18 protein-coding genes and 2 tRNA genes are annotated in these 21102 nt (G+C 52.2%); 11 read left to right on the top strand and 9 right to left on the bottom strand.

Annotated features, from left to right (window positions below):
- Positions 1 to 88 precede the first annotated feature (88 nt).
- Positions 89 to 811 (top strand): FkbM family methyltransferase, encoded by a 723-nt coding sequence (locus tag K9G39_RS03200; protein WP_292003483.1) that lies wholly within the window; start codon positions 89 to 91, stop codon positions 809 to 811.
- Positions 812 to 829: 18 nt separating this feature from the next.
- Here K9G39_RS03200 and dprA read toward each other — a convergent pair whose 3' ends face one another.
- Genes dprA through fni form a run of 3 tightly spaced genes read right to left on the bottom strand, consistent with a single transcriptional unit; the run spans position 830 to position 4068 of the window.
- On the bottom strand, positions 830 to 1978 hold the full coding sequence (gene dprA / locus K9G39_RS03195; RefSeq protein ID WP_292003482.1) for a DNA-processing protein DprA: 1149 nt from the start codon (positions 1976 to 1978) through the stop codon (positions 830 to 832).
- Positions 1979 to 1987: 9 nt separating this feature from the next.
- Positions 1988 to 2986, bottom strand: a complete 999-nt coding sequence (locus tag K9G39_RS03190) for a polyprenyl synthetase family protein (RefSeq protein WP_292003481.1) — start codon at positions 2984 to 2986, stop codon at positions 1988 to 1990.
- A complete protein-coding gene (gene fni / locus K9G39_RS03185; RefSeq protein WP_292003480.1) occupies positions 2986 to 4068 on the bottom strand; it encodes a type 2 isopentenyl-diphosphate Delta-isomerase in 1083 nt (360 codons plus the stop codon). The genes K9G39_RS03190 and fni overlap by 1 nt, the downstream gene beginning before the upstream one ends.
- A 102-nt stretch (positions 4069 to 4170) precedes the next feature.
- Here fni and K9G39_RS03180 point away from each other — a divergent pair, with 102 nt between their 5' ends.
- On the top strand, positions 4171 to 5439 hold the full coding sequence (locus tag K9G39_RS03180) for an FtsX-like permease family protein (protein WP_292003479.1): 1269 nt from the start codon (positions 4171 to 4173) through the stop codon (positions 5437 to 5439).
- Positions 5440 to 5576: 137 nt separating this feature from the next.
- Here K9G39_RS03180 and K9G39_RS03175 read toward each other — a convergent pair whose 3' ends face one another.
- Complete coding sequence (locus K9G39_RS03175; protein ID WP_292003478.1) at positions 5577 to 7397, bottom strand: ABC transporter ATP-binding protein; 1821 nt, start codon at positions 7395 to 7397, stop codon at positions 5577 to 5579.
- A gap of 28 nt (positions 7398 to 7425) precedes the next feature.
- Complete coding sequence (glmM, locus tag K9G39_RS03170; RefSeq protein ID WP_292003477.1) at positions 7426 to 8862, bottom strand: phosphoglucosamine mutase; 1437 nt, start codon at positions 8860 to 8862, stop codon at positions 7426 to 7428.
- A gap of 268 nt (positions 8863 to 9130) precedes the next feature.
- Between glmM and rpsT the strand changes: the two genes are divergently transcribed.
- From rpsT to K9G39_RS03125, 9 genes are all read left to right on the top strand, one after another.
- Positions 9131 to 9406 (top strand): 30S ribosomal protein S20, encoded by a 276-nt coding sequence (gene rpsT, locus K9G39_RS03165; protein WP_292003476.1) that lies wholly within the window; start codon positions 9131 to 9133, stop codon positions 9404 to 9406.
- Between the two features lie 108 nt (positions 9407 to 9514).
- Positions 9515 to 10120, top strand: a complete 606-nt coding sequence (gene ruvA, locus K9G39_RS03160) for a Holliday junction branch migration protein RuvA (protein ID WP_292003475.1) — start codon at positions 9515 to 9517, stop codon at positions 10118 to 10120.
- 12 nt (positions 10121 to 10132) lie between these two features.
- On the top strand, positions 10133 to 11413 hold the full coding sequence (locus tag K9G39_RS03155) for a folylpolyglutamate synthase/dihydrofolate synthase family protein (RefSeq protein ID WP_292003474.1): 1281 nt from the start codon (positions 10133 to 10135) through the stop codon (positions 11411 to 11413).
- Positions 11414 to 11739: 326 nt separating this feature from the next.
- Complete coding sequence (gene rho / locus K9G39_RS03150; protein WP_363319356.1) at positions 11740 to 13029, top strand: transcription termination factor Rho; 1290 nt, start codon at positions 11740 to 11742, stop codon at positions 13027 to 13029.
- 229 nt (positions 13030 to 13258) lie between these two features.
- Positions 13259 to 13331 (top strand) — tRNA-Lys (locus K9G39_RS03145).
- 29 nt (positions 13332 to 13360) lie between these two features.
- A tRNA-Leu gene (locus K9G39_RS03140) sits at positions 13361 to 13442 on the top strand.
- 61 nt (positions 13443 to 13503) lie between these two features.
- Positions 13504 to 14268, top strand: a complete 765-nt coding sequence (locus K9G39_RS03135) for an electron transfer flavoprotein subunit beta/FixA family protein (protein WP_292003473.1) — start codon at positions 13504 to 13506, stop codon at positions 14266 to 14268.
- Positions 14268 to 15236, top strand: coding sequence for an electron transfer flavoprotein subunit alpha/FixB family protein (locus tag K9G39_RS03130; protein ID WP_292003472.1), 969 nt, complete (start codon positions 14268 to 14270; stop codon positions 15234 to 15236). The genes K9G39_RS03135 and K9G39_RS03130 overlap by 1 nt, the downstream gene beginning before the upstream one ends.
- Before the next feature lie 184 nt (positions 15237 to 15420).
- On the top strand, positions 15421 to 16029 hold the full coding sequence (locus K9G39_RS03125; protein WP_292003471.1) for a bifunctional nuclease family protein: 609 nt from the start codon (positions 15421 to 15423) through the stop codon (positions 16027 to 16029).
- Between the two features lie 108 nt (positions 16030 to 16137).
- Here K9G39_RS03125 and K9G39_RS03120 read toward each other — a convergent pair whose 3' ends face one another.
- The 4 genes from K9G39_RS03120 to K9G39_RS03105 form a co-directional block, all read right to left on the bottom strand.
- Positions 16138 to 16404, bottom strand: a complete 267-nt coding sequence (locus tag K9G39_RS03120; RefSeq protein ID WP_292003514.1) for a hypothetical protein — start codon at positions 16402 to 16404, stop codon at positions 16138 to 16140.
- 360 nt (positions 16405 to 16764) lie between these two features.
- Entirely contained in the window at positions 16765 to 17430 is a 666-nt protein-coding gene (locus K9G39_RS03115) for an outer membrane beta-barrel protein (RefSeq protein ID WP_292003470.1), read from the bottom strand.
- A 136-nt stretch (positions 17431 to 17566) separates the two neighbouring features.
- Positions 17567 to 20062 (bottom strand): outer membrane protein assembly factor BamA, encoded by a 2496-nt coding sequence (gene bamA / locus K9G39_RS03110; RefSeq protein ID WP_292003469.1) that lies wholly within the window; start codon positions 20060 to 20062, stop codon positions 17567 to 17569.
- A 29-nt stretch (positions 20063 to 20091) separates the two neighbouring features.
- Positions 20092 to 20934 carry an isoprenyl transferase gene (locus K9G39_RS03105; protein WP_292003468.1) on the bottom strand — a complete coding sequence of 281 codons (843 nt, stop codon included), beginning with the start codon at positions 20932 to 20934 and terminating at the stop codon, positions 20092 to 20094.
- Positions 20935 to 21102 lie beyond the last annotated feature (168 nt).

Raw genomic sequence — 21102 nt, 5'->3', positions numbered from 1 at the left:
AGGCGACAGCATGCATGGGTTGTCAGTTAAGCGTTTTTTACGAAAATATCTGTATACTTGCTAACACATCGCACAAAAGAAACTTACCATGGGAATCTATAACAAACTAAAAACAGTTGCAAGGCAGCTTATCGGCCAGGAAGTATTGAAAGGACTCGAGCTTGACTGTGATCAGCTACTGCTGCATGACTGGTGCATATGTCCTATCGGTATCAATCGAAACAGTATTGTTCTGTCTCTCGGTGTGGGTAATGATATCGGCTTTGATACCGGCATGATTAAAACTTACGGGTGTATTGTTCATGCTTTTGATCCAACTCCCAGGTGGATAGAGTGGATAAAGACGCTTGATCTTCCGGACAGGTTTTTTTTTCATGCTTATGCAATCGGCAGAAGGGATGGTCAGATGCAGCTGTTCCCGCGAATGTCGAAAGGTCGCAGGTCAACGTCAATGATGACCATGATGAATGAAGGTCTCGGTGCTGATGAGGGGATCTCTGTGCCTGTTTGTAAGCTTTCTACGATTACAGCAGAGCTTGGTGTTGATGGTATTGATATCCTTAAAATGGATATTGAGGCTTCAGAATATGAAGTTATAGAGGATTTTCTTTCCGATGATGTTCCTGTTTACCAGCTTCTTGTGGAGTTTCATCACCGTTTCAGTTCCGTTCCGGTCAAAAAAACAAAAGAATCACTGGATCTTCTCTATAAAAAGGGATACCGTATCTTTTACATATCTGAAAAGGCGCGGGAATATTCACTCATACACAGGGATACCTATGAACGTTATCTGGCCGGTATCGATCAGTGACCCCGCCGTCATGTCGTTTCAGCATATTTTCTGAAAAAACTGGCCAGGTAACTGGATAAGGGCTTTTTTCAGTTCAAGTTCAAACAGCAGAACAAGCAGAACCGATATATCGAGTCCGGTTTTTTCCGCAAGCATGTCCAGGTGAACCGGTTTTTCGTCCATACCTGAAATGAGTCTTTTTTCTTCTGCGGAGAGCGATATTTCCTGGGGAATAGTATGACCAGGTTTGTTTCGCATAACGGAACAGGAGGGTACCTGTAATTCGTCGATAATATCTTCTATTCCGAGAACTGCTTTAGCTTGCCCTGTCTGGATCAACCGGTTCGTTCCCCTCGATTTTGTGGAGTAGATGCTTCCCGGCACGGCGAAGACTTCCCTGTTCTGTTCGAGAGCGTATGAGGCGGTAATAAGGGCACCGCCTTTCAGATCGGATTCAACGACGAGTGTGCCTTTTGACATTCCCGCAATGATTCGGTTCCGTTTGGGGAATTTTCCGGGGAGCAGTTCGGATCCAAACCATTCTTCGGAAACGAGGGCGCCTTGTTCGATGATTTTTGGCCAGATTTTCCCCTTCGGATCAGTGTAGACTTGGTTGACGCTGCTGGCAAGTACGGCGATGGTTCTTCCTCCAACCCTTATGGCGGCTTCATGTGCTGACATATCAATCCCGTATGCAAGTCCACTGACAATCTGCAGGCCCCTGGATGCAAGTTCTCCAGAGAACTGCACGGCGGCCTGTTTCCCATAGGCTGATGCCTGTCTGGTACCGACTACGGCTATCGATGGCGGTTCCGGATTGGAAAGTGAGCCACGAATGAACAGAAAGGGTGGTGGGTCATAAATTTCTTTAAGCAGAGAAGGGTAACCGGGATGGCATATTGTGACCAGCCTGGCCTGATGTCGTTCGAGTTCTTCATACTGCAGAAGAGCGTTTTCTTCAGCATTGCGTCGTTTTTTCTGGTTACAGAGAAAACCGGCTATCTCTTCCGCCAGCGATTTACCTATACCAGGCACTTCCAGATAAACATCCGCAGATGCCCTGAGCAGATCGGGTGTGCAGCCGAAACGGGTGACGATGGCGTTGATTCTTGCCGGCCCAAGTCCGGGGATGCTGGCAAGCGTCATCAGGAAAAGCCCTTCGTTCCGCCTCGTATGGGGCTCAGTCATCTCGGATTTTCAGAAGTCCCTCTTCACGAGGATTCCGGCAAACCCTTTCAGGTATTCCCGTCCTTCGGCAAACGGAAGCGGTTTGATAGCAGCCAGAGCATCCTCCGTTTCTCGTTTGATCAGTTCACGGGTTTCATCGAGCACTCCGCACCGTTCGAAAATTTCCCTCACTTCGTTGACCCGCTCCGCGCCTATTCCGTTGTTGTCGATGATCGAAACAAGAAGCTGGTGATCGTCGCCTGATGTGAGCTCGATCGAACGAAGCAGCAGATAGGTTTTTTTGCCTTTGATCACATCTCCACCTGGAATTTTGCCCGACTTGCCGTCACCGGCCATGATATCGAGATAATCGTCCTGGATCTGGAATGCCCTCCCGATTTTTTCCCCAAAGGTCACCAGTGCCTGAAGCTGTTCCTGTGTGGCGTTTCCTGCAACCCCACCGGCTTCAAGGGCTGCTGAAATCAGACGACCGGTTTTTTTTGCAATCATATCGAGATAGTCGGCAATCGAAGCGTTTTTTTTCTCCTCGAGTTCCATGTCGAGCGCCTGGCCTTCGCAAATCGTAATATTGGCGTGATTGAGGATATGAATCAGCTCCCGGTGTCGCTCTGTTTTTGACTTCAGCGCAAGATCATAGGCATAGGCTATCATCATGTCGCCCGAAAGGATGGCGGCATTGGTGTTCCAATGCTTGTGTACGGTCGGTCTTCCGTGTCTCAGGTCAGCCTCGTCCATGATATCGTCATGCATGAGGGTGAAGTTATGCAGGATTTCCACGGCAAGGGCTGCATTGAGGGCATCTTCGGGTGAGCCACAGACGGCTTCCGCAGCCAGCAGGGTAAGGAACGGCCTGATACGCTTGCCTTTTCCCTCAAGGATGTATCGGGCCGGGGCATAGAGCGTTACCGGACTTTCCGCACTGAAGCATCCGGAAAGAGCCTCGTTGATGCGCTGGTGATAGCGGCGGTATTTCTCTTCGACAAGTGCCTGAGTGAGGGTGATAGTCATTACAGAATCGGTCGATGTTTATAGATTAGATGCTTTTTCTTGAGCTGTTCCGGAGAGACTGTTCCGGTCAGAAACATGACGGCCCTGAGATCGTTGAGCCAGTTTTCAATAGTTTCTTCAAGTCTTTTCTCGTGCAGGGCCTTGAGCAGACGCCCGGCTGATGCAGCTATGTTTGCGCCAAGAGCGAGGGCCTTGGCGATATCCATTCCACTTCCGATGCCTCCGGAAGCGATAATGGAGGCGTGTTCATATGCGGGCAGCTTTCTGAGCCCGGCAACCTCGATAATGCACCGGGTAGTGGGAATGCCCCAGTTAAGCAGTTCTCCGAGAGCTTCGGGACTGAACCGGTTTTCCCTGCCGGTCCGGCGCAGGTACCGGCACTCTTCGACCTTCTGCCAGCTGATGCCGCCGGCACCCGCCACGTCGATAACCCTTACGCCGGTGTCCAGCAGTTTCCGTGCACACTCTCCCGATATGCCGCAGCCGACCTCCTTTACAATAACCGGTACCGGGAGTGATGCCGTCAGTCGGACAAGTTCGTCGAGCACATGGCGGAAATCGGTATCTCCCTCCGGCTGGAACATCTCCTGGGCGGCATTGAGATGCACAATCAGGGCGTCGGCCCCGATCAGCTCAAGCAGGGTATGAATATCGGCAGCACTCAATCCCTTGGCCACTTCAGGCGCTCCGATATTGGCGAAAACCGGAACGGACGGAGCATATTTTCTGACAACCGAAAAGCTTTCCCTCTGGGAGCTGTTTTCAAGAGCCTGGCGCATGCTGCCGATGCCGAGCGGAATCCTGAAATGTTCGGCGGCTTCGGCAAATCGGCGGTTGAGCGTCACGGCCTCGTCAAAGCCTCCGGTCATGGATGAAATCATGAGCGGAGCGCCAATCCGGTGGCCAAGAAAGGCTGTGGAAAGATCGATATCGGAAAAACGTATTTCCGGAAGGGCGTTGTGACGAAATTCGAATTGTTCGAAGCCCGAGGTTTTCCGGTCGAAACAGACATCATCATGCAGGCATAGCTCCACATGGTTATGCTTCCGTTCAATTGTTATATTGGAAAGTTCGTCACTCATAACGCACTGTATCTGTTGCCTTCAGGATTTCGTGTACCCGAGTTAAAAAATAGAACTTAATAAAAATATCCCAACTTTTTAGCCGCTCAATGGCTCTCCGTCATGCTCAAAACGCTCTTTGACATTGCTCTTCGCCACCTTTCCGGTCGACGCAGACAGACACTCACCACAATTGCCGGTGTAGCGGTCAGCACCATGGTGCTCATTACCACGATCTCCCTTACCAGGGGACTGTTGGACTCGTTTGTGGATACCATCGTTAATGTGGCGCCCCATATCACCATTAAAGGCGAAAAACTGAACCCGGTGCCGGTTGCCATTCTCGACGCACCGGGTGGATCTTCGGTTGCCATGGTTGAAGACAATATCAAAAAACAGGAGCGCGAAGAGGTGCAGAACTACCGGCAGATGCAGGAGGTTTTCAATTCGCCGCTCTACAGGAGGGAGCTGGTTGCCATATCTCCGTATGTCGAATCGCAGGTGATGGCGGTCAAGGGGAACCGCAACGAGCCGCTTCTCCTTAAAGGAGTGGACATCGAAAAAGAGAACGAGATCAGCGGTATTGGCAGTAAACTGCAGAGCGGCGATCTCGGCGCGTTCAAAAAAACAGCCAATGCCCTGCTTGTCGGGAGGACCATAGCCCGTGACATGAAACTCAAGCTGAATGATGAGATCATCATCATTCCGGCCTCGGGCCAGAGCAGGCAGTGCAAGGTTGCCGGTATTTTTTTTACCGGAGTCAACGCCGTAGACAACAGCGTAGTGAGCTCGCTGAAGCTCGGTCAGATCATCGAGGGGCTGCCCACCAACAAGGTTACCGGTATTTCGCTCAAAGTAAGGGATCCCTTCGAAAACAGGCTGCTTGCCCTCGAGATGGAAAAGGTGACCGGTTACCGTGCGGTCACATGGCAGGAGCAGAACGCAAGTGTCCTGTCGCTTTTTACCCGGATCGGCTATATCGTGTTTTCGCTGGTGGCCTTCGTAGGGGTGGTTTCCGGCTTCGGAGTGGCCAACATCCTGGTAACAACGGTCTTCGAAAAAAGTCGTGATATTGCCATCATGAAATCTTTTGGTTTTTCCGCCTTGCAGCTGGTAGGCATGTTCATTCTCGAAGGTTTCATGGTAGGTCTCGCCGGAGCTCTTGCCGGAGGCGTGCTTGCGATAGGCTCCATTAACCTGTTTGCCAGCATCCCGGTGGAAAATTCACAGGGGCCCCTGACGAAAACGGGATTCAGCATGTCCCAGAACCCGCTCTATTTCGTCTATGTAATCGGGGTGACCGTTCTCATCAGCACCCTTTCGGCGATCCTGCCTTCGGCAAAAGCCGCCAAACTCGAGCCGGTGCAGGTGTTGCGTGACAGCAGCCTGTAGTGAACAGCTGCATATCTGCTTCGAGCCTCAATTGCTGCGTTGGGCGGTGCCCGGAATCCTCATGTACCTTTTGTACACTCCGGTTCCTGCGCTCCGTCCGCCTTGCTCTTGATGCTCTCGCGACGATTTGCAGCTTTTCACAGCCCCAGTTTTCCTTCGGGATGCTGCAAGAGATAGAGCTTGTAGTAGAGGCCCCTCATGGCGAGCAGTTCCTGATGCGAGCCGGTTTCCCTGATCAGGCCCTTGTGCAGCACGATGATCCGGTCTGCTTTCTGGATGGTCGAGAGTCGGTGGGCGATCATGATCGATGTTCTTCCCTGCATGAGTTCGGCAGTGGCCGACTCGATAAGCTGTTCGGTTTCTGTATCGACGGAACTGGTGGCTTCATCGAGCACGAGAATCCGGGGATTGTAGAGCAGTGCACGTACAAAGGCAATCAGCTGTTTTTGTCCTGTGGACAGTCCTGTGCCGTTTTCCCTGACTTTGTACAGATAGCCTCCCGGAAGCTGGCTGATAAAGCGGTCAGCTCCGACGATCCGGGCGGCTTCGGTAATCTGGTGGTCGCTGATGCCGGGATTGCCGAATGCGAGATTTTCCCTGAGCGTTCCTGAGAAAAGGAGCACATCCTGCATGACTACCCCGACGAGTCTGCGAAGCGAGCTGCCCGCGATGGTGTTCAGTTCGACTCCATCGAGCTGAACCGAGCCCCGGCGGTAAGGGTAGAGGCCGGAAAGAATATTGATAATGGTTGTTTTTCCACTCCCGGTGGCGCCGACAATGGCTATTTTTTCGCCATGCCGGATCTCCATCGAAAGATCCTTGAGCACCCAGTTCTCATCGTCATAGGCAAACCAGACATTCCGGAACACGATGGACTTGCTGAACGACAGCGGTGCGGGTTTTTCTTCGTTCATCCGGTTTTCCACCGGTTCCTCCAGCAGCCTGAAGATGCGGTCGGAACTGGTGACTGCGGTCTGCATGATGTTGAATTTGTCGGAAAGGTGCTGCAGCGGCCGGAAAAAAAGCCAGATATACTGTACGAATGAAATGACCACTCCGATGGTGAGATCGGCTTTCAGCAGTCTTACCCCGCTGTACCAGATAACCAGTCCGGCGGCAATCGAACTGAGCAGTTCGATGATCGGGTAGTAGAGCGAGAAATAGAACACGGTACGTATGTTGGCGTCGCGGTGATCGGCATTGATGGCTGCATAAGCGGCAAAGGCGCTTTCCTCGCGGCCGAAAAGCTGCACAACGTTCATGCCGGCTATATGTTCCTGAAAAAAGGTATTCAGCCGTGCCAGATGGGTGCGTACGTCCATGAATGCCGAACGTACCCTGTTTTTGAACGCAAGGGTTGCGTAGAGCATCAGTGGCAGGATTGCAAGTACCAGAAGGGTGAGCTGCCAGTCAAGCCAGAACATGATCACGACGATAAAGAGCAGCTGGGCGAAATCACCGAGAATGGAGATGATCCCGCTCGATAGCATTTCATTGAGCGATTCGACATCATTGGTGATTCTCGTGATGAGTCTTCCTATTGGGTTCCGGTCATAAAACCGGGCGGGCAGCTTCTGCAGATGCCGGAAGACATCCATCCTGATGGCGAAAACGGCCTTCTGTCCGATGATCTGCGTGATCCAGGTAGCTCCGTACTGTTTCAGTCCGTCGAGCAGAATTACCAGGGCGAGCAGCATGCTTGTCAGGGCAAGTCCGTTAAGGTCTTTTCCTGCAATGTTGTCGTCGATGGCGATCTTGGTGAGATAAGGCCGGATCGGCCCGAAGACCGATCCGCCGAGAGTGATGAATACCGCTGCGGCAATGAGGCTTTTGTAGGGTTTGATGTATGCCAGAAGTTTTGTGACGATATATCGGTCGATTGACCCCTTCCGGTTTTTTTTCAGCGTTTCATCCTGCTGCGGCCTGAAGCTTTTTGCTGCTCCTGCGGCATTACTCATATGGAATTATCAAGTAGTAAAAAGAGGTTCACGAGATGCTGCCCGGAGCGATACTTTTTTTTTCGATACGTCCCATCATTTCTGTGGCAAGCATTTCGGCTTCTTTCTTTGTCGGAGCTTCGGTATAAATTCTCACGATCGGCTCGGTATTCGAAGGGCGCAGATGCGCCCAGCTCTTCCTGAAATCGAGTTTCAGGCCGTCAAGCCGGCTGATTGTGGCTTCAGGGTACTCGGCGGCGATTTCACGAAACATGGTGTCGAGCGTTTCAGCGTCGAGTGAACCGAGCCGTATTTTTTCTTTTGCCATGGCATATTCCGGAAACTGCCGCCTGTACTCCCGGAGTCCGCCTCCCCGGTTTTTTTTGCGCCAGCCGGTAAATGCCTGCACGAAGAGTGCGATGCCGGCAAGGGCATCCCGTCCGTAATGCAGCTCCGGCAGGATGATGCCCCCGTTGCCTTCGCCCCCTATAGTGGCACCCATTTCTTTCATCATTGCCGTGACATTTGCCTCGCCTACCTTGGCGCTGTAGCACGGTACCCCATGCCGCAGGGCGATGTCGGCCAGTGCCCGGCTGCTTGAAAGATTGTTGACAACAGGCCCCCTGTTGATGCCGAGGTAGAAATCGGCACACGCCACCAGACTGTACTCCTCGCCGAAAAGCGAGCCGTCTTCACAGATTACGGCAAGGCGGTCGACATCGGGATCTACGATCAGGCCGAAATCGCATCCGGAACGGCGCATGAGGTCGATGGTTCCGACAAGGTTCTCTTCCACTGGTTCCGGGTTTCTAGGGAAGAGCCCTGTACCTCCGCAGGCTGTGAGGGTGAGGTTGCCGATGCCCAGTCTCCGGCAGAGTTCCGGTACGATAGAGTAACCAGCACCTTCCACGCAATCGACGAGCACCCGATAGTTTTCTCCGGAGATGGCTACCGGATCGATGAACGGCATCTCCAGAATGGTGTCGATGTGATGCCTGTCATAGCCTTCGCTGAAGCTGACGTTTCCGATGCCGTTCCACGGCGCTGAGGGAAAGGCCTCTTCGGCGAAAATGGTCAGCAGGCTCTCCACCTCTTCGGCAGAGAGGAACTCTCCCTGATGGTTCAGCATTTTAAGGGCGTTCCATTCCACGGGATTGTGCGAAGCGGTGATAATCAGACCCCCGTCCGCATTTTCGGCGGCTGTTGCCATTTCGACCGTAGGCGTTGTCGCTATGCCGATATCGATGACATCGCAGCCTCCAAGGGCCAGTACGTTGCTGACAAGTCCGGCGATCTGTTTTCCTGTTGGACGGGTGTCCCTTCCGATGACGATACGCGGCCTCGCGTTGCCGTCTTCAGGATTGCGCATCTTTTTTGAACGTTGTATCCATGTGGCAAAAGCCGAGGTGAATGCTGTAAGATTTTTTGGAGTGAGGCTTTCGCCGACCACTCCTCTGATACCGGAAACGCTTATCATCAGGCTCATATCGGTCGGATTGTTATCGTTGACAAGAGTGTATGGACTGCTCTCGAAATGTCAAAAAGCTGAAGCAATATAACAAAAACCCGCCATTCATTTCCGCCCGCTTCCGTTAACGGGTTTCTTCATGCACCTTGCAGTTTCCGGTGACTGGCCTCCTGGCGTGGGGAGGGTGTGTAATGTTTTTTGTTTTTGATTTTTCTCTTATTCTTGTATATTGCATGCCTTTTGTTATTGAATATATAACAGACCAATACTATAACAGCATCCGTTTATGCCTCTACACAAATCGGCTGAGAAAAGACTCCGTCAGTCAGAGAGAAGAAACGCCAGGAACAGGGCAAGAAAAAAGGAACTGAAAGTGCTTCTGAAGAACATGCAGAAGCTGATCGATTCCCGTGCAGACAAGAGCGAAGTTGAGACCGCCTATCGTTCGGCTGTCCAGAAGCTCGACCGTCTGGGCGTCAAGCGCTACATTCACGCCAATAAAGCTTCCCGTAAGAAAGCACAGCTGACCAGGCTTTTCAACAGTTACGGAAACGCTGAGTAAACCCGACGTTCCTGTTATCCGGTACCAAACCGGTTTTCATTGTTACGATATTCTTCGGGTCTTCGCTGTACCTTCAGCAGAGATCCGAAGGGTACAGATACTCCATTCATGTTTGCATATTTCCGTGGCAGGCTGGTTTCAGCACTGCCGGAAGAAGCGGTTGTCGATGTATCCGGCGTAGGGTACCGACTGCTCATTTCCACATTTACCTATCGTCAGCTTCCTCTGCCGGGTGAAGAGGTACTGCTGTTTTCACATCTTTCCGTCCGGGAGGATGCCATGCTGCTTTACGGTTTTTCAAGCGAGGCCGAGCGTCAGCTTTTCCGTCTGCTTATTTTGACAACCGGAGTGGGCCCGAAGCTCGCTCTCGCGGTACTCTCAGGAATGCAGGTTCATGATGTGCATGAAGCCATCATGGCCAATTCGCCCGAAAAGCTTTACGGTATCAGCGGCGTCGGGAAAAAAACAGCGGCAAGGATCATTCTCGAACTGAGGGACCGGATTCTGAAACTGTCGCCGGGTTCCGATACGATAACCGGCTCAGGTTTTCGCCAGAGTGAAAGTGTCAGGGATGATGCCGTCGCGGCCCTTTTGACCCTCGGCTTTCCCAGGCCTGCGGTACAGAAAGCGGTAACGGGCATTCTTGAGGCTAATCCCGCTCTCAGTGTCGAAGATGTGCTGAAATCCGCACTTGTTTCCATTCATAACAGTTAGCTGCAGCGTACGTTGAATTACCAGGAGACCCTTGATTTTCTCTACCCGCTTCATCGGTTCGGCATGAAGCCGGGTCTGGAGCGGGCAGCATCTCTCCTCGAAATATTCGGCATGCCGCACAAGCGGCTTGGTACCATTGTCCATATTGCCGGTACCAACGGCAAAGGTACCACCGCATCGGCGCTTGCTGCGATTTTTCAGGCTGCCGGAAAAAAGACTGCCTTGTACACCTCGCCGCATCTTGTCGATTTTACCGAACGGATGCGTATCGACGGGGTTCCGATCTCTGCAGGGAGTGTGGCGGCATACTGTTCAGCCATGAAGGATAGGGTTATAGAGCTTCAGGCAACATTTTTTGAAGCTACAACAGCGCTTGCGTTTGCATGGTTTGCCGATGAGCAGGTTGAGGTAACAATTATTGAAACCGGTATGGGAGGCAGACTTGACGCCACCAATGTCGTGATGTCAGATTATGCGGTTATTACCGCTATCGGCCTCGATCATACAGCGTGGCTCGGTACTACGCCTGCCATGATCGCCAGGGAAAAAGCCGCCATAATCAATGTGAATTCACGGGTTTTTACCGCAGTTACCGATTCAGAAGCACTCAGCGAAATAGTCCGTGCCGCCGAACTGAACCAGGTTCCGCTTTTCAGACTTGGAAATGATGCCGTTCTTAGGGTTGAGGGTGTCGAACCGGGATTGCTGGAATTTTCACTTTCGACAGCAGCAGTTCATTACCGGGCACTGCAAGTTCCCCTGACCGGTGCTTTTCATGCTTCCAATCTCTCACTTGCCGTCATGGTAGCCGAAGCCGCGGGTATCGCGGAGGATGCTGTGCGCCGGGGACTTCGGAACCTGCTGAAAACCGGTTATCGGGCAAGGCTGGAGAAGATCGGTTCCATGCCCGACGTGTTTCTCGATGTCTCTCACAACGCAGACGGCATGAGGGAGACGGCTGCGGCAATTTCCCTATTCAGGCATCGCTACCGTGCCATGCATGTGCTGATCGGTCTGGCATCCGACAAGGATGCCTCTACGGTGATCCGTCATCTCGTTCCGCTCGATGCCGGTTTTGCATCGGTTACGATTCCGTCTGAACGGAGCATCCCGGCTTCGGAGCTCGCAGTTCTCCTGAAGAGCGAGGGGGTCGATCCGCTTGTTTTCGATACTCCTCTCGAAGGGTTCGAGCATCTGCTCAGGGGGGCGGATTCCTGCGACATGATTCTTGTCACCGGATCTTTTTTTCTCGCCGGAGAAATTCTCCGCCGAAAAGCGCTTCAGCAGCAGTAGGGTTCTGCCTGCATATTGTCCCGGTACTTTTTTATCGGAAAAAAATTATATATTTATGCTAACTACAAGAAATCTTCGTGTATCCATCGGGAATGTCCCTTTTGATAAATCCCATTTACATCCCTTATTTCACTTTCAGTCCGTATTCCTCTGTATTCTTCCTTTTATAGATTTCATTTTATGTCGAATACCAGGGGTTTACCGGGAAAGCTCTCATCCGGCGCCAATGCTTTTTGCCGTTTCTTTTTCGCCTGAAGCGTTCCGCTTCTCCGGCGATATTCCGCTGCTTTTTTAACCACCATGATTTGAATACAATTACCAATACCATGTCGAACAATTCGGTTTCCAAGGGTCTGGACATCAATGTACTCCAGAAAAAGAAAGTTTATGAGTTGAATGCTCTTGCAAAAGAACTCGGGGTATCTGCGGCCGGATTACGGAAAGAAGAGCTGATATTCAAGATCATAGAGGCACAGTCGCAGAAAACCACCGATCCTGAAAGCTCCCAGGTGATGGTCAATACCGGCGTTCTGCAGGTTATTCCCGAGGGGTACGGTTTTCTGCGCTCTGCCAATTACAATTACCTCTCATCCCCCGACGATATTTATGTGTCTCCCTCCCAGATCAAGCGCTTCAACATGCGCACCGGTGATACAGTTTCGGGTCAGGTGCGGGCCCCGAAAGAAGGGGAGCGCTTTTTTGCCTTGCTGAAAATCAACACCATTGACGGCGCCGATCCGGAAATCACCAGAGAACGTCCGTTTTTTGAGAATCTCACTCCGCTTTTTCCCCATGATCGGCTGAAGCTCGAAACCCGGCAGACGGAATACTGCGGAAGGATCATGGATATCTTTACCCCGATCGGCAAAGGGCAGCGAGGTTTGATCGTCGCTCAGCCGAAAACCGGTAAAACCATGCTTCTGCAGATGATTGCCAATGCTATCATCAAAAACCATCCGGAAGTCTATCTGATTGTGCTCCTGATCGATGAACGCCCTGAAGAGGTGACCGACATGGCACGCAGTGTCGAGGCTGAGGTGGTCAGCTCCACCTTCGACGAGGATCCTGAGCGCCACGTACAGGTTGCCGATATGGTGCTGGAAAAAGCCAAAAGGCTTGTTGAAGTGGGGCGGGATGTGGTGATTCTGCTCGACTCCATAACCAGACTCGCTCGGGCGCACAATACCATCATTCCGCACTCCGGAAAAATTCTTTCCGGCGGTATCGACGCCAATGCGCTTACCAAACCGAAGCGCTTTTTCGGAGCAGCGCGTAATATCGAGGAGGGCGGGAGCCTCACCATCATCGCCACGGCGCTTGTCGATACCGGTTCGCGCATGGATGATGTCATTTTCGAGGAGTTCAAGGGAACCGGCAACATGGAGCTGGTGCTTGACCGTCGGCTTTCCGAGCGCCGTATTTTCCCGGCCATCGATATTCTCCGCTCCGGCACCCGGAAAGAGGAGCTGCTTTTCAGCCAGGAGGAGCTGTCGAGGACCTGGCTGCTGAGAAAATATCTTGCCGACAAGAACCCGATCGAATGTATGGAGTTCATGCGTGAGAAAATGAGCGATACGAAGGATAACCGGGAGTTTTTCAAATACATGAACGCCTGAAGAGAGGAGAAAAAAGAACAGGTGTTTGCAGATTTAAAAATTAATCCTATATTATCAGCCTTTAAAACAAGAGGAATTTTACTACATGCCCTGCGGAAAAAAAAGAAAACGCCATAAAATGGCGGTACACAAGCGCAAAAAGATGCGCCGGAAGAACAGGCATAAGAAGCGCCTGCGCTACCAGAACAAGTAAGTTCCGGATTGTTGATCCGTACTGTTGTTTCAGGTCGAGAATATAGCTCAGTCGGTAGAGCATCTGCCTTTTAAGCAGAGGGTCGAAGGTTCGAGTCCTTCTATTCTCACTCTACAGAACGTTCTTTTTTGAATCGATGCCCGAGTGGTGAAATTGGTAGACACACTATCTTGAGGGGGTAGCGCCGAAAGGTGTAGGAGTTCGAATCTCCTCTCGGGCACATATTTTACGTAAAAGCCGCTGTTATGCGGCTTTTTTGTTAAGTGGCAGTTATCAACGATATGAACATCGCAGTCTGCATCTGTCAGGTTCCGGATTCAGCTTCGGCAGTTGCCGTTATCGATGGGGCGCTCGATATGACGAGGGTCACCTGGGTCATGAATCCTTACGATGAATTTGCACTCGAGGAAGCCCTTCTGCTCAGGAAGCAGTTTCCCGGTTCGACGGTTAGCGCTCTTGCAGCCTCTCCTGAATCGGGAAAAGATCTCCTGCAGAAGGCTCTTGCCATGGGCGCGGACAGGGCTTTCGAGGTGCGCTCATCACCATTGCAGGATCCGTTCCAGACTGCCTGGGTTCTTGCCGAAGCCGTCCGCAATCTCTATGGAAAGGCGCTTCCCGATCTTGTGCTTTGTGGCAGGGAGTCCCTTGATTATCAGAATGCGAGCGTTCCCGCCATGCTTGCCGTCATGCTCGACCTGGCCTTTATCGGCCCGGTATCGGCGCTCGGAGCGGATGGGGAGCGCCTTGAACTGGAGAGGGAGACCGAAGGCGGCACGGAACTTCTCGTCGCCCGCCCACCCCTTGTGATCAGCGCTGAAAAGGGGTTGAACACGCCCCGGAAAACCGGCATCAGGCAGGTTATGGAGGCCCGCAAAAAGCCTCTTGAAATTCTGCAGGCCTCAGAGCCTCCCCCTCCGCTGGTCTGTCTCGAAGGTGTGGAGCCGGTATCGAAAAAGAGAAGGTGCCGGTATGCGGCCACACCGGAAGAACTTGCGGCGATGCTCGATAGCGATGGCCACATACGACAAATTTCGGGAGAAGGCTGATGGCGCACTATCTGGTTTTTCTGGAACCGAGAAACGGCCTTGTCGCCGGAGTTTCCGCCGACGTCTGGCACAGGGTCCAGGAGCAGCTCTCTTCGGGAGACCGGATCACAGGATTTGTTGCCGGAGCTATCAGCCCCGGAGCGCTCGACGTGCTTCAAGGGAGCGGAACAGTCTATCATGCTCTTTCGGGCAGCCCGGCCGTTTCGCCCGGAACGGTTTTGTGCCGGATGCTTTCGGAATTTGTCCGCAAAGAAGGGTGTACCGCAGTCGTCATGGCTGCGACCACCGCAGGAAAAATGCTTGCCCCCGCTCTTGCAGCGGCTCTTCCGGCTTCGTTGCTTGCCGGATGCACTTCCGGCTCTCTGCCTGAAAAGGTCTGCCGGAGGTACATCCATTCAGGTTCGGTGCTGGCGGCTTATCGTCCTGAAGCAGCAATCCGGATCTTTCTGCAGGGTCGTGAGCATCGCAGCTCCCCCTTCCGTTCCATGGAGCGTCCCCGGTATGTTGTTTTTCAGGAATCGCTTGGCCCTCTCCAGGATGCAGAGCCGCTTATCCGTACCATTAGTGCGAGCGGTTCACCAGAGGATATTTCCGAAGCCGGAATTATCGTTGCCGGAGGTCGTGGTATGGGCGATGCCTCCCGGTTCTCGATGCTTGAGGAGCTGGCGAATTTGCTTGGCGCCTGTGTCGGGGCAAGCCGTTCGGCTGTCGATGAAGGATGGCGTCCGCACAGCGAGCAGATCGGTCAGACCGGCAAGTCGGTAGCACCGGAGCTCTATATTGCCTGTGGCATTTCCGGTGCCGTTCAGCATCTTGCCGGACTCGCCTCGGCCCGCACCATTGTAGCCATCAACAGCGACCCCTATGCGCCGGTCTTCGACGTGGCAGATTATGGTATTGTGGGTGATGTCCGGGAGGTTCTTCCCAGGCTGACAGATGCCATCAGGGATGTTTTGCGGAAGAAATGATTAACCGTAATTTGCTGTTATAGCAAGTCACGGATTCCTTTATGCACCCGGCAATAATGGGCACCTCTATTACCTGTCGTGAGCGTCATGAATGCAAGGCCGTGAAGGCTTTCCGGCAGAAAGGGAAAGGAATCCCAACAGGATGAAACAAAATCAACCAGAGGTGCTTTAATGACGATAAACAATGCGTAAACTTCAGGTAGATATACTCGGTCTTTCTACAAGCCCCCATACCAACGGAGCATATGCCCTTATTCTCTATGAAATCGAGGGAAAGCGCAAACTTCCGATCATCATCGGCGGCTTCGAAGCCCAGGCAATAGCGCTCAAGCTTGAAAATATCAAACCACCCAGGCCCTTTACCCACGACCTTTTCAAGAATATCTCCGATGCGTTCAGCCTCCATGTCAATGAAATAATCATCGATGAATTGCACAACGAAACCTTCTATGCCAAGGTTGTCTGCGAGCTTGGGGGCGAAGTTCATGAAATCGATGCCCGGCCCAGTGATGCCATCGCCATAGCAGTACGTTTCAACGCCCCGGTCTTTGTAACAGAGGAGATAATGGACGAAGCCGGTATAAGGGAGGAACAGAAGGAGGAGGGAGAGGAGAGTGAAGAGGGAGAGGCCATGTCGTCTCCGGAGCTTGAAGCCACACACGCAGAGCCTAAATCACCGGCAGCAAAACTCGAAGAGCTCCAGTTGCGTCTCGAAGATGCCATTAACCGCGAAAATTATGAAGAAGCTGCCCGGCTGCGTGACGAAATATCCCGCCTGAAAGGTATTGTCTGACGGCTTTCATGCAAGTTCCGGCCAACAATACGCATGAAGAGGGGCCACAGATACCCTCAGTGTCGTAAAACCGGAAATACTCCTGCAATACCTGATGCATTCAGCTCCTCATGAGTAGCCTTTCAGATACAGACCCTCATGCTTGAGGCTGCTCCGGAACCTTTCGGCGAACACGTTGTCAAAAACTCTGTCTCTTCCCTCCATGCTGATACGAATATCAGGATACTCTCTGATGGTACCGATGTAGGCATCCCTCGTATTCCGGTTTGTCGTTATACCGGCAAAGGGCAGGGCTTGAGCATCAGTCGCCGCACTCGCTTCAGGGTAGATCCGGTAGCCTTTCGGTTTCAGATGGTTTTGCCGGCAGGTTCGCATTGATGGGGCGAGTTCCGGTCAACGATATCGGATTTCGGCACTGTGAGCCGGCTTCGGCTGGATCGTCGATCGGATCACCCGTTTTGGGTCCTCGTTTCTGCTCGAAAATCGTCGGTTCCTGTTGTGCTGGAGTTCCTTTTTCCCGGCGCTCACCTGCAAGGGGTGGACGCCGCAGTTCCGGTCAACTCTGACAAAGACAGGCATCCATGGCGATTTCGATGACGGGGAGGAGGACTGAAAAGAGAATCTCTCGAGAGGGGATGGCTTTGGCTCCATAGACCAGAGCGCCAAAATAAAAAGACCGCCTCACCAGTCAAATGGTGAGGCGGTCTTTTTTGTTTCTGTTGATTCCGGTGAATCTTAGAATCCGACTCTCAGGCCGAGCAGTGCGCTGTGGCTCGAAACACTTGCTTCATAACCATCAACGATAAGGCCAGTTGCAGGCACAGTGAAATCGGTGGTGGCAAAGTAGCGATAACGTGCATCGATCATCACTCCGCTGCCAATCGGTACAGCTAAACCGGCACCAATCTGGTATGCAAGGGTGGTTTCGTTAAAGTTGTAGTCTTGTGGTAATGCGGCAATTTGGAAATCATTAAACGACACCTGGGCAATACCGATACCGACGGTCGGATAAAACTCAACTCCACCGCCAAGATCGATGTCGTAAGCGGCATTTGCCATAAGTGAAAGAACTGAACCATCTCCTTTCATATCAGGAATAAAGGGCAGACCATTCACGGTTAAAGCACTTGTGTCATTTTTCTGGTAGCCTATTTCAGCCTCAAGACGGTAATCACCGTAGTCACAACCCACAGCACCGAGCAGAGCCAAACCTGATGACATATCAGCTTCGTAGCTGAAGTCAACAGAGCTGTCATTATCTTCAAAATCAACTTCATTCATCCAGGAGATGCCAGCCATACCACTGATATAGTGGTCAGCTGCTGAAGCTGGTGCTGCGCAGAAGCCGACAACCAGAAATGCAGCTAAAAGTGAGAGATTTTTTTTCATTGTTTCCTCCATAGGGTTTTGTTCATAGGAAATAAGAGATAGAAAAAAACAAATAGAAATTACGCTGCAAAGAGCGACTCTATATATCTCAAAGATACACTAATTTCTGTATATGTCAAAGATTTTGCATGTTCGTCCTTATTGCGTATTACTCCGCCATCGAGCCGAACGTGAACATGAACTTCCACCCCGTCTCGTCGTCGCCCGGGACCTTGTCGAATCCGTAGCCGTAGTCGAGGCCGATCAGTCCGATTATCGGCAGGTAGAGCCTCAGGCCGAGACCCGCGGATTTTTTCAGGTCGCTGTAGTTGACCGCATCCATATCTTTCCAGACGTTGCCCGCTTCGGCAAAAGCCAGCGCGTAGATGCTTACCGAGGGCGAAAGCGTGAGCGGGTAGCGCAATTCGGTGCCGAATTTCGAGTAAACCGTACCGCCGTAGAGGTCTGAATTCTCGTCGAGCGGTTCGCTGTCGCCGAGGCTGCGGTCGTCGTAACCTCTGAGTGGTATGGTCGGGAGGGATGACATGCCGCTGCCGCCCATGTAGAAGTAGTCGGTGTAGGGAAGGTAGTCATCCTTGTCGAATGTCGACAGATAACCGTGCTGCGTCGAGAGGTTGAGCACGAGCTTGCTGGTGAGCGGGAAGAACCAGCTCGAGTTCAGGGTGAACTTGTAGAAATTGATCGACCCCGGCAGCGGTCCTCCTGCAAGCTGTGCGGTCAGCACGTTCTTGCTGCCCCTGCGGGGATAGATTGGGCTGTCGATGCTGTTTCTCGAAATGGTCTGCGTGATGGAAAACTCGTCGGCTTCGTCGGGAGCTTCGCCTTCATCTTCGATAAAGCTGACGAACCCGCCTTCGCTGTGGAGATATTTCAGCTTCCAGTTGATTGCGAAATAATCGTCCGGCCATGTCAGTCTGCGTCCGACCGAGAGGGTCGCTCCGTACTGGTCGATGGTTTTTTCGTTCTCTTCGCTGTCATCATCCGAGAAATTGTAGGTACGGTGTGTTTTGAACACCGAAAAACCTACGGTTGTCGGACCCCCGAAAGCCCAGGGCTCTGTGAACGAGAGGCCGAGGGTGCTGTAGTTGTCGTTGCCGAACTGCCACTGCAGGGAGAGCTTCTGGCCATCTCCGTGAGGCAGCGGACGGTAGGCTTCGGGATTGAAGAGATCCTGGAGCGAGAAGTTGTTGAACGTGACGCCGAGCGCTCCGGTAAACCCGCTGGAACCGCTGTAGCCGACCGAAGCGTTGAAGGTATCGCTCTGTTTTTCGGTAACGCCGTAGGTGATGTCGACGGTATTGTTTTCTTCGTTCGGCTGGATATCCGGTTTGAGCGATTCCGGATCGAAATAGCCGAGCATGTTGATTTCCCTGATGCTTCTGACGACGTTTTTCCGGCTGAACATGTCTCCCGGAACGGTGTAGAGTTCGCGGCGGATGACGTGGTCTTTGGTTTTGGTATTGCCTTTGATGTTGACAGCATTCAGCTGGAACTGCTCGCCTTCACGAATATAGATCATGAGGTCAACCTTGCCCGGTTCCGTAACCTGTTCCTCGAGCTTGGCACGGAATCCGAGGTAGCCGCGGTCAAGGTAGAGTGAACTGACGTCGGCGTTGTCCTGAGAGAAATTCAGGCGCTCCTGGATGAGTTTTGCGTTGTACCTGTCGCCGCTTTTGACCCGGAACGTTTTTTCGAGAATATCGGTAGTGGCGAATTCCTTGGTGTTGCCGGTAAATGCAACGTTGCCGATAGAGTAAACCGGGCCCTCTTCAAGGTAGATGTCGAGATAGAGGCCTTTGTTGTCGGGGGTGTAGGATATGGAGTCGCTGAGTACCCTTGCATCGCGGTAGCCGTTTTCCCTGTAGAAATCGACCAGCAGGTTTTTGTCTTCGTCGAACTTGTCCTTGTCAAGTTTTGGTGCACCGAATATCTTTCTCCACCAGGAGTTCTGGGAGGTTTCCTTGAAGACACCCCTTAGCTTTCCCTGGCTGAAAGCGTTGTTGCCGTGAAAGCGGATTTTTTCGATAGCGACCTTGCTGCCTTCCCGGACGGTGATGAGCGCCTTAACCTTGTTCGGGCTGCTTTCCTGCAGCCGGTATTCGGCGCCGGCCGTCAGGTATCCTTTGCCGGCATAAAGCTTTTCGATTTTATTGACTGCGGTGAGCAGGTCCTGTTCGCTTACTCTTTTGCCGGTACGAAGGTCTGCAGTTCGCTGCAGCTCCTCGGCGTCGAATTTATCGTTCCCTTCAAATGCAACCGATTCAAGCTGTGGCAGTTCCCGGACAATGAATTTCAGGGCGATCGACCGATCTGTCTGTTCGGTTTTTTCAACGCTGATATCGGAGAACATCTGGAGCTGCCAGAGGTATTGAAGGGCTCCGGAGAGCTCGGGACCGGGGACGGCTATCCGGTCGTTGATTTTGACCGGAAGGCTTGCCGCAAGTTCGCCGGCATTGATCGTTTCAATGCCGCTGAAGGAGATTGCGGAAACGGTATAGAGATTTTTTTTGACTGCGGTATTTTTCTGCTGCTGCGTTGCCGGGGCTTTTGGTGCCGTTCGTGTTTTTGCTTCAACAGGAGTGCCTGCTGCGTCGAGAGCGAGAGCAACAAGTACCAAGGCTATCAGTTTGCGCATTTTTTTCATGGAACTTTCGTATCGGTCAGGGTTAAATCTTACTTGTTAGCTGTTTGTTTTGTCTTGATCTGTTCGCTTGTCTGGCCGAAGCGCCGTTCCCTGCTCTGAAAATCCCTGATGGCATCATAGAGCTGGGCCCTGCGGAAATCGGGCCAGTAAGTATTGGTGAAATAGATTTCGGTATAGGCGCTCTGCCAGAGCATGAAATTGCTGATTCTGAACTCTCCGCTGGTGCGGATGAGGAGTTCAGGGTCGGGAATCGTGACCGTCGAGAGGTACGATTCGAAAAGCTGTTCATCAATTATCCCGGGATCGAGTTTTCCGGTTTTTACATCGAAGGCAATGGAGCGGCAGGCATGCAGGATATCCCATTTCCCGCTGTAACTGAGGGCGATACTCAGCACCAGGCGGCTGTTGTTTTTGGTGAGCTCCATGGTTTCCCTAAGGACGTGGCGAACATTTTCGGGCAGCATACCCATGTTGCCGATTACGTTCAGCCGGATATTGTTGTCATGGAGTTCTCTCGACTCCTTGCGCAGTACCCTGATGAGCAGCTGCATGAGGGCGGACACCTCTTTTTCCGGTCTTTTCCAGTTTTCAGTGGAAAAGGTAAACAGGGTCAGATATCCCACACCGAGCTGCGTGCAGGCTTCGACCAAGTCCCTGACGGAGTCGACGCCTGCTGCGTGTCCTTCGATTCTTGTTTTTCCTTTCTGACGTGCCCACCGGCCGTTGCCGTCCATGATGACAGCGATATGGCGGGGAAGATCGCAGGTTGCCTTAAGCTCTTCCTGTGCTTTCGCATCGCCGGGGTCTACGTGCGATGAAAACCAGTGCGGCTTGAAGGCTGATGAGAGATCAATCGTTGCTATTCGGGCCATATGGTGGTATTTCCTCTTGTTGCAGCTCCGTGATGGCAGTTATCTCTGCGGTAATATCCTGCGGTCAGCCTTCGGTAATTTGAAAACACTTCAAATTGAATAATATGCAGTTATTTCTTATTATACAAACCTTACATGGAGAGGATGACTCCGCGTGGCGATGTTTCA

Origin of the sequence: Chlorobium sp. (assembly GCF_021740465.1) — a bacterium.
GTDB lineage: Bacteria > Bacteroidota > Chlorobiia > Chlorobiales > Chlorobiaceae > Chlorobium.
This window is presented reverse-complemented; position numbering and strand designations above follow the sequence as displayed.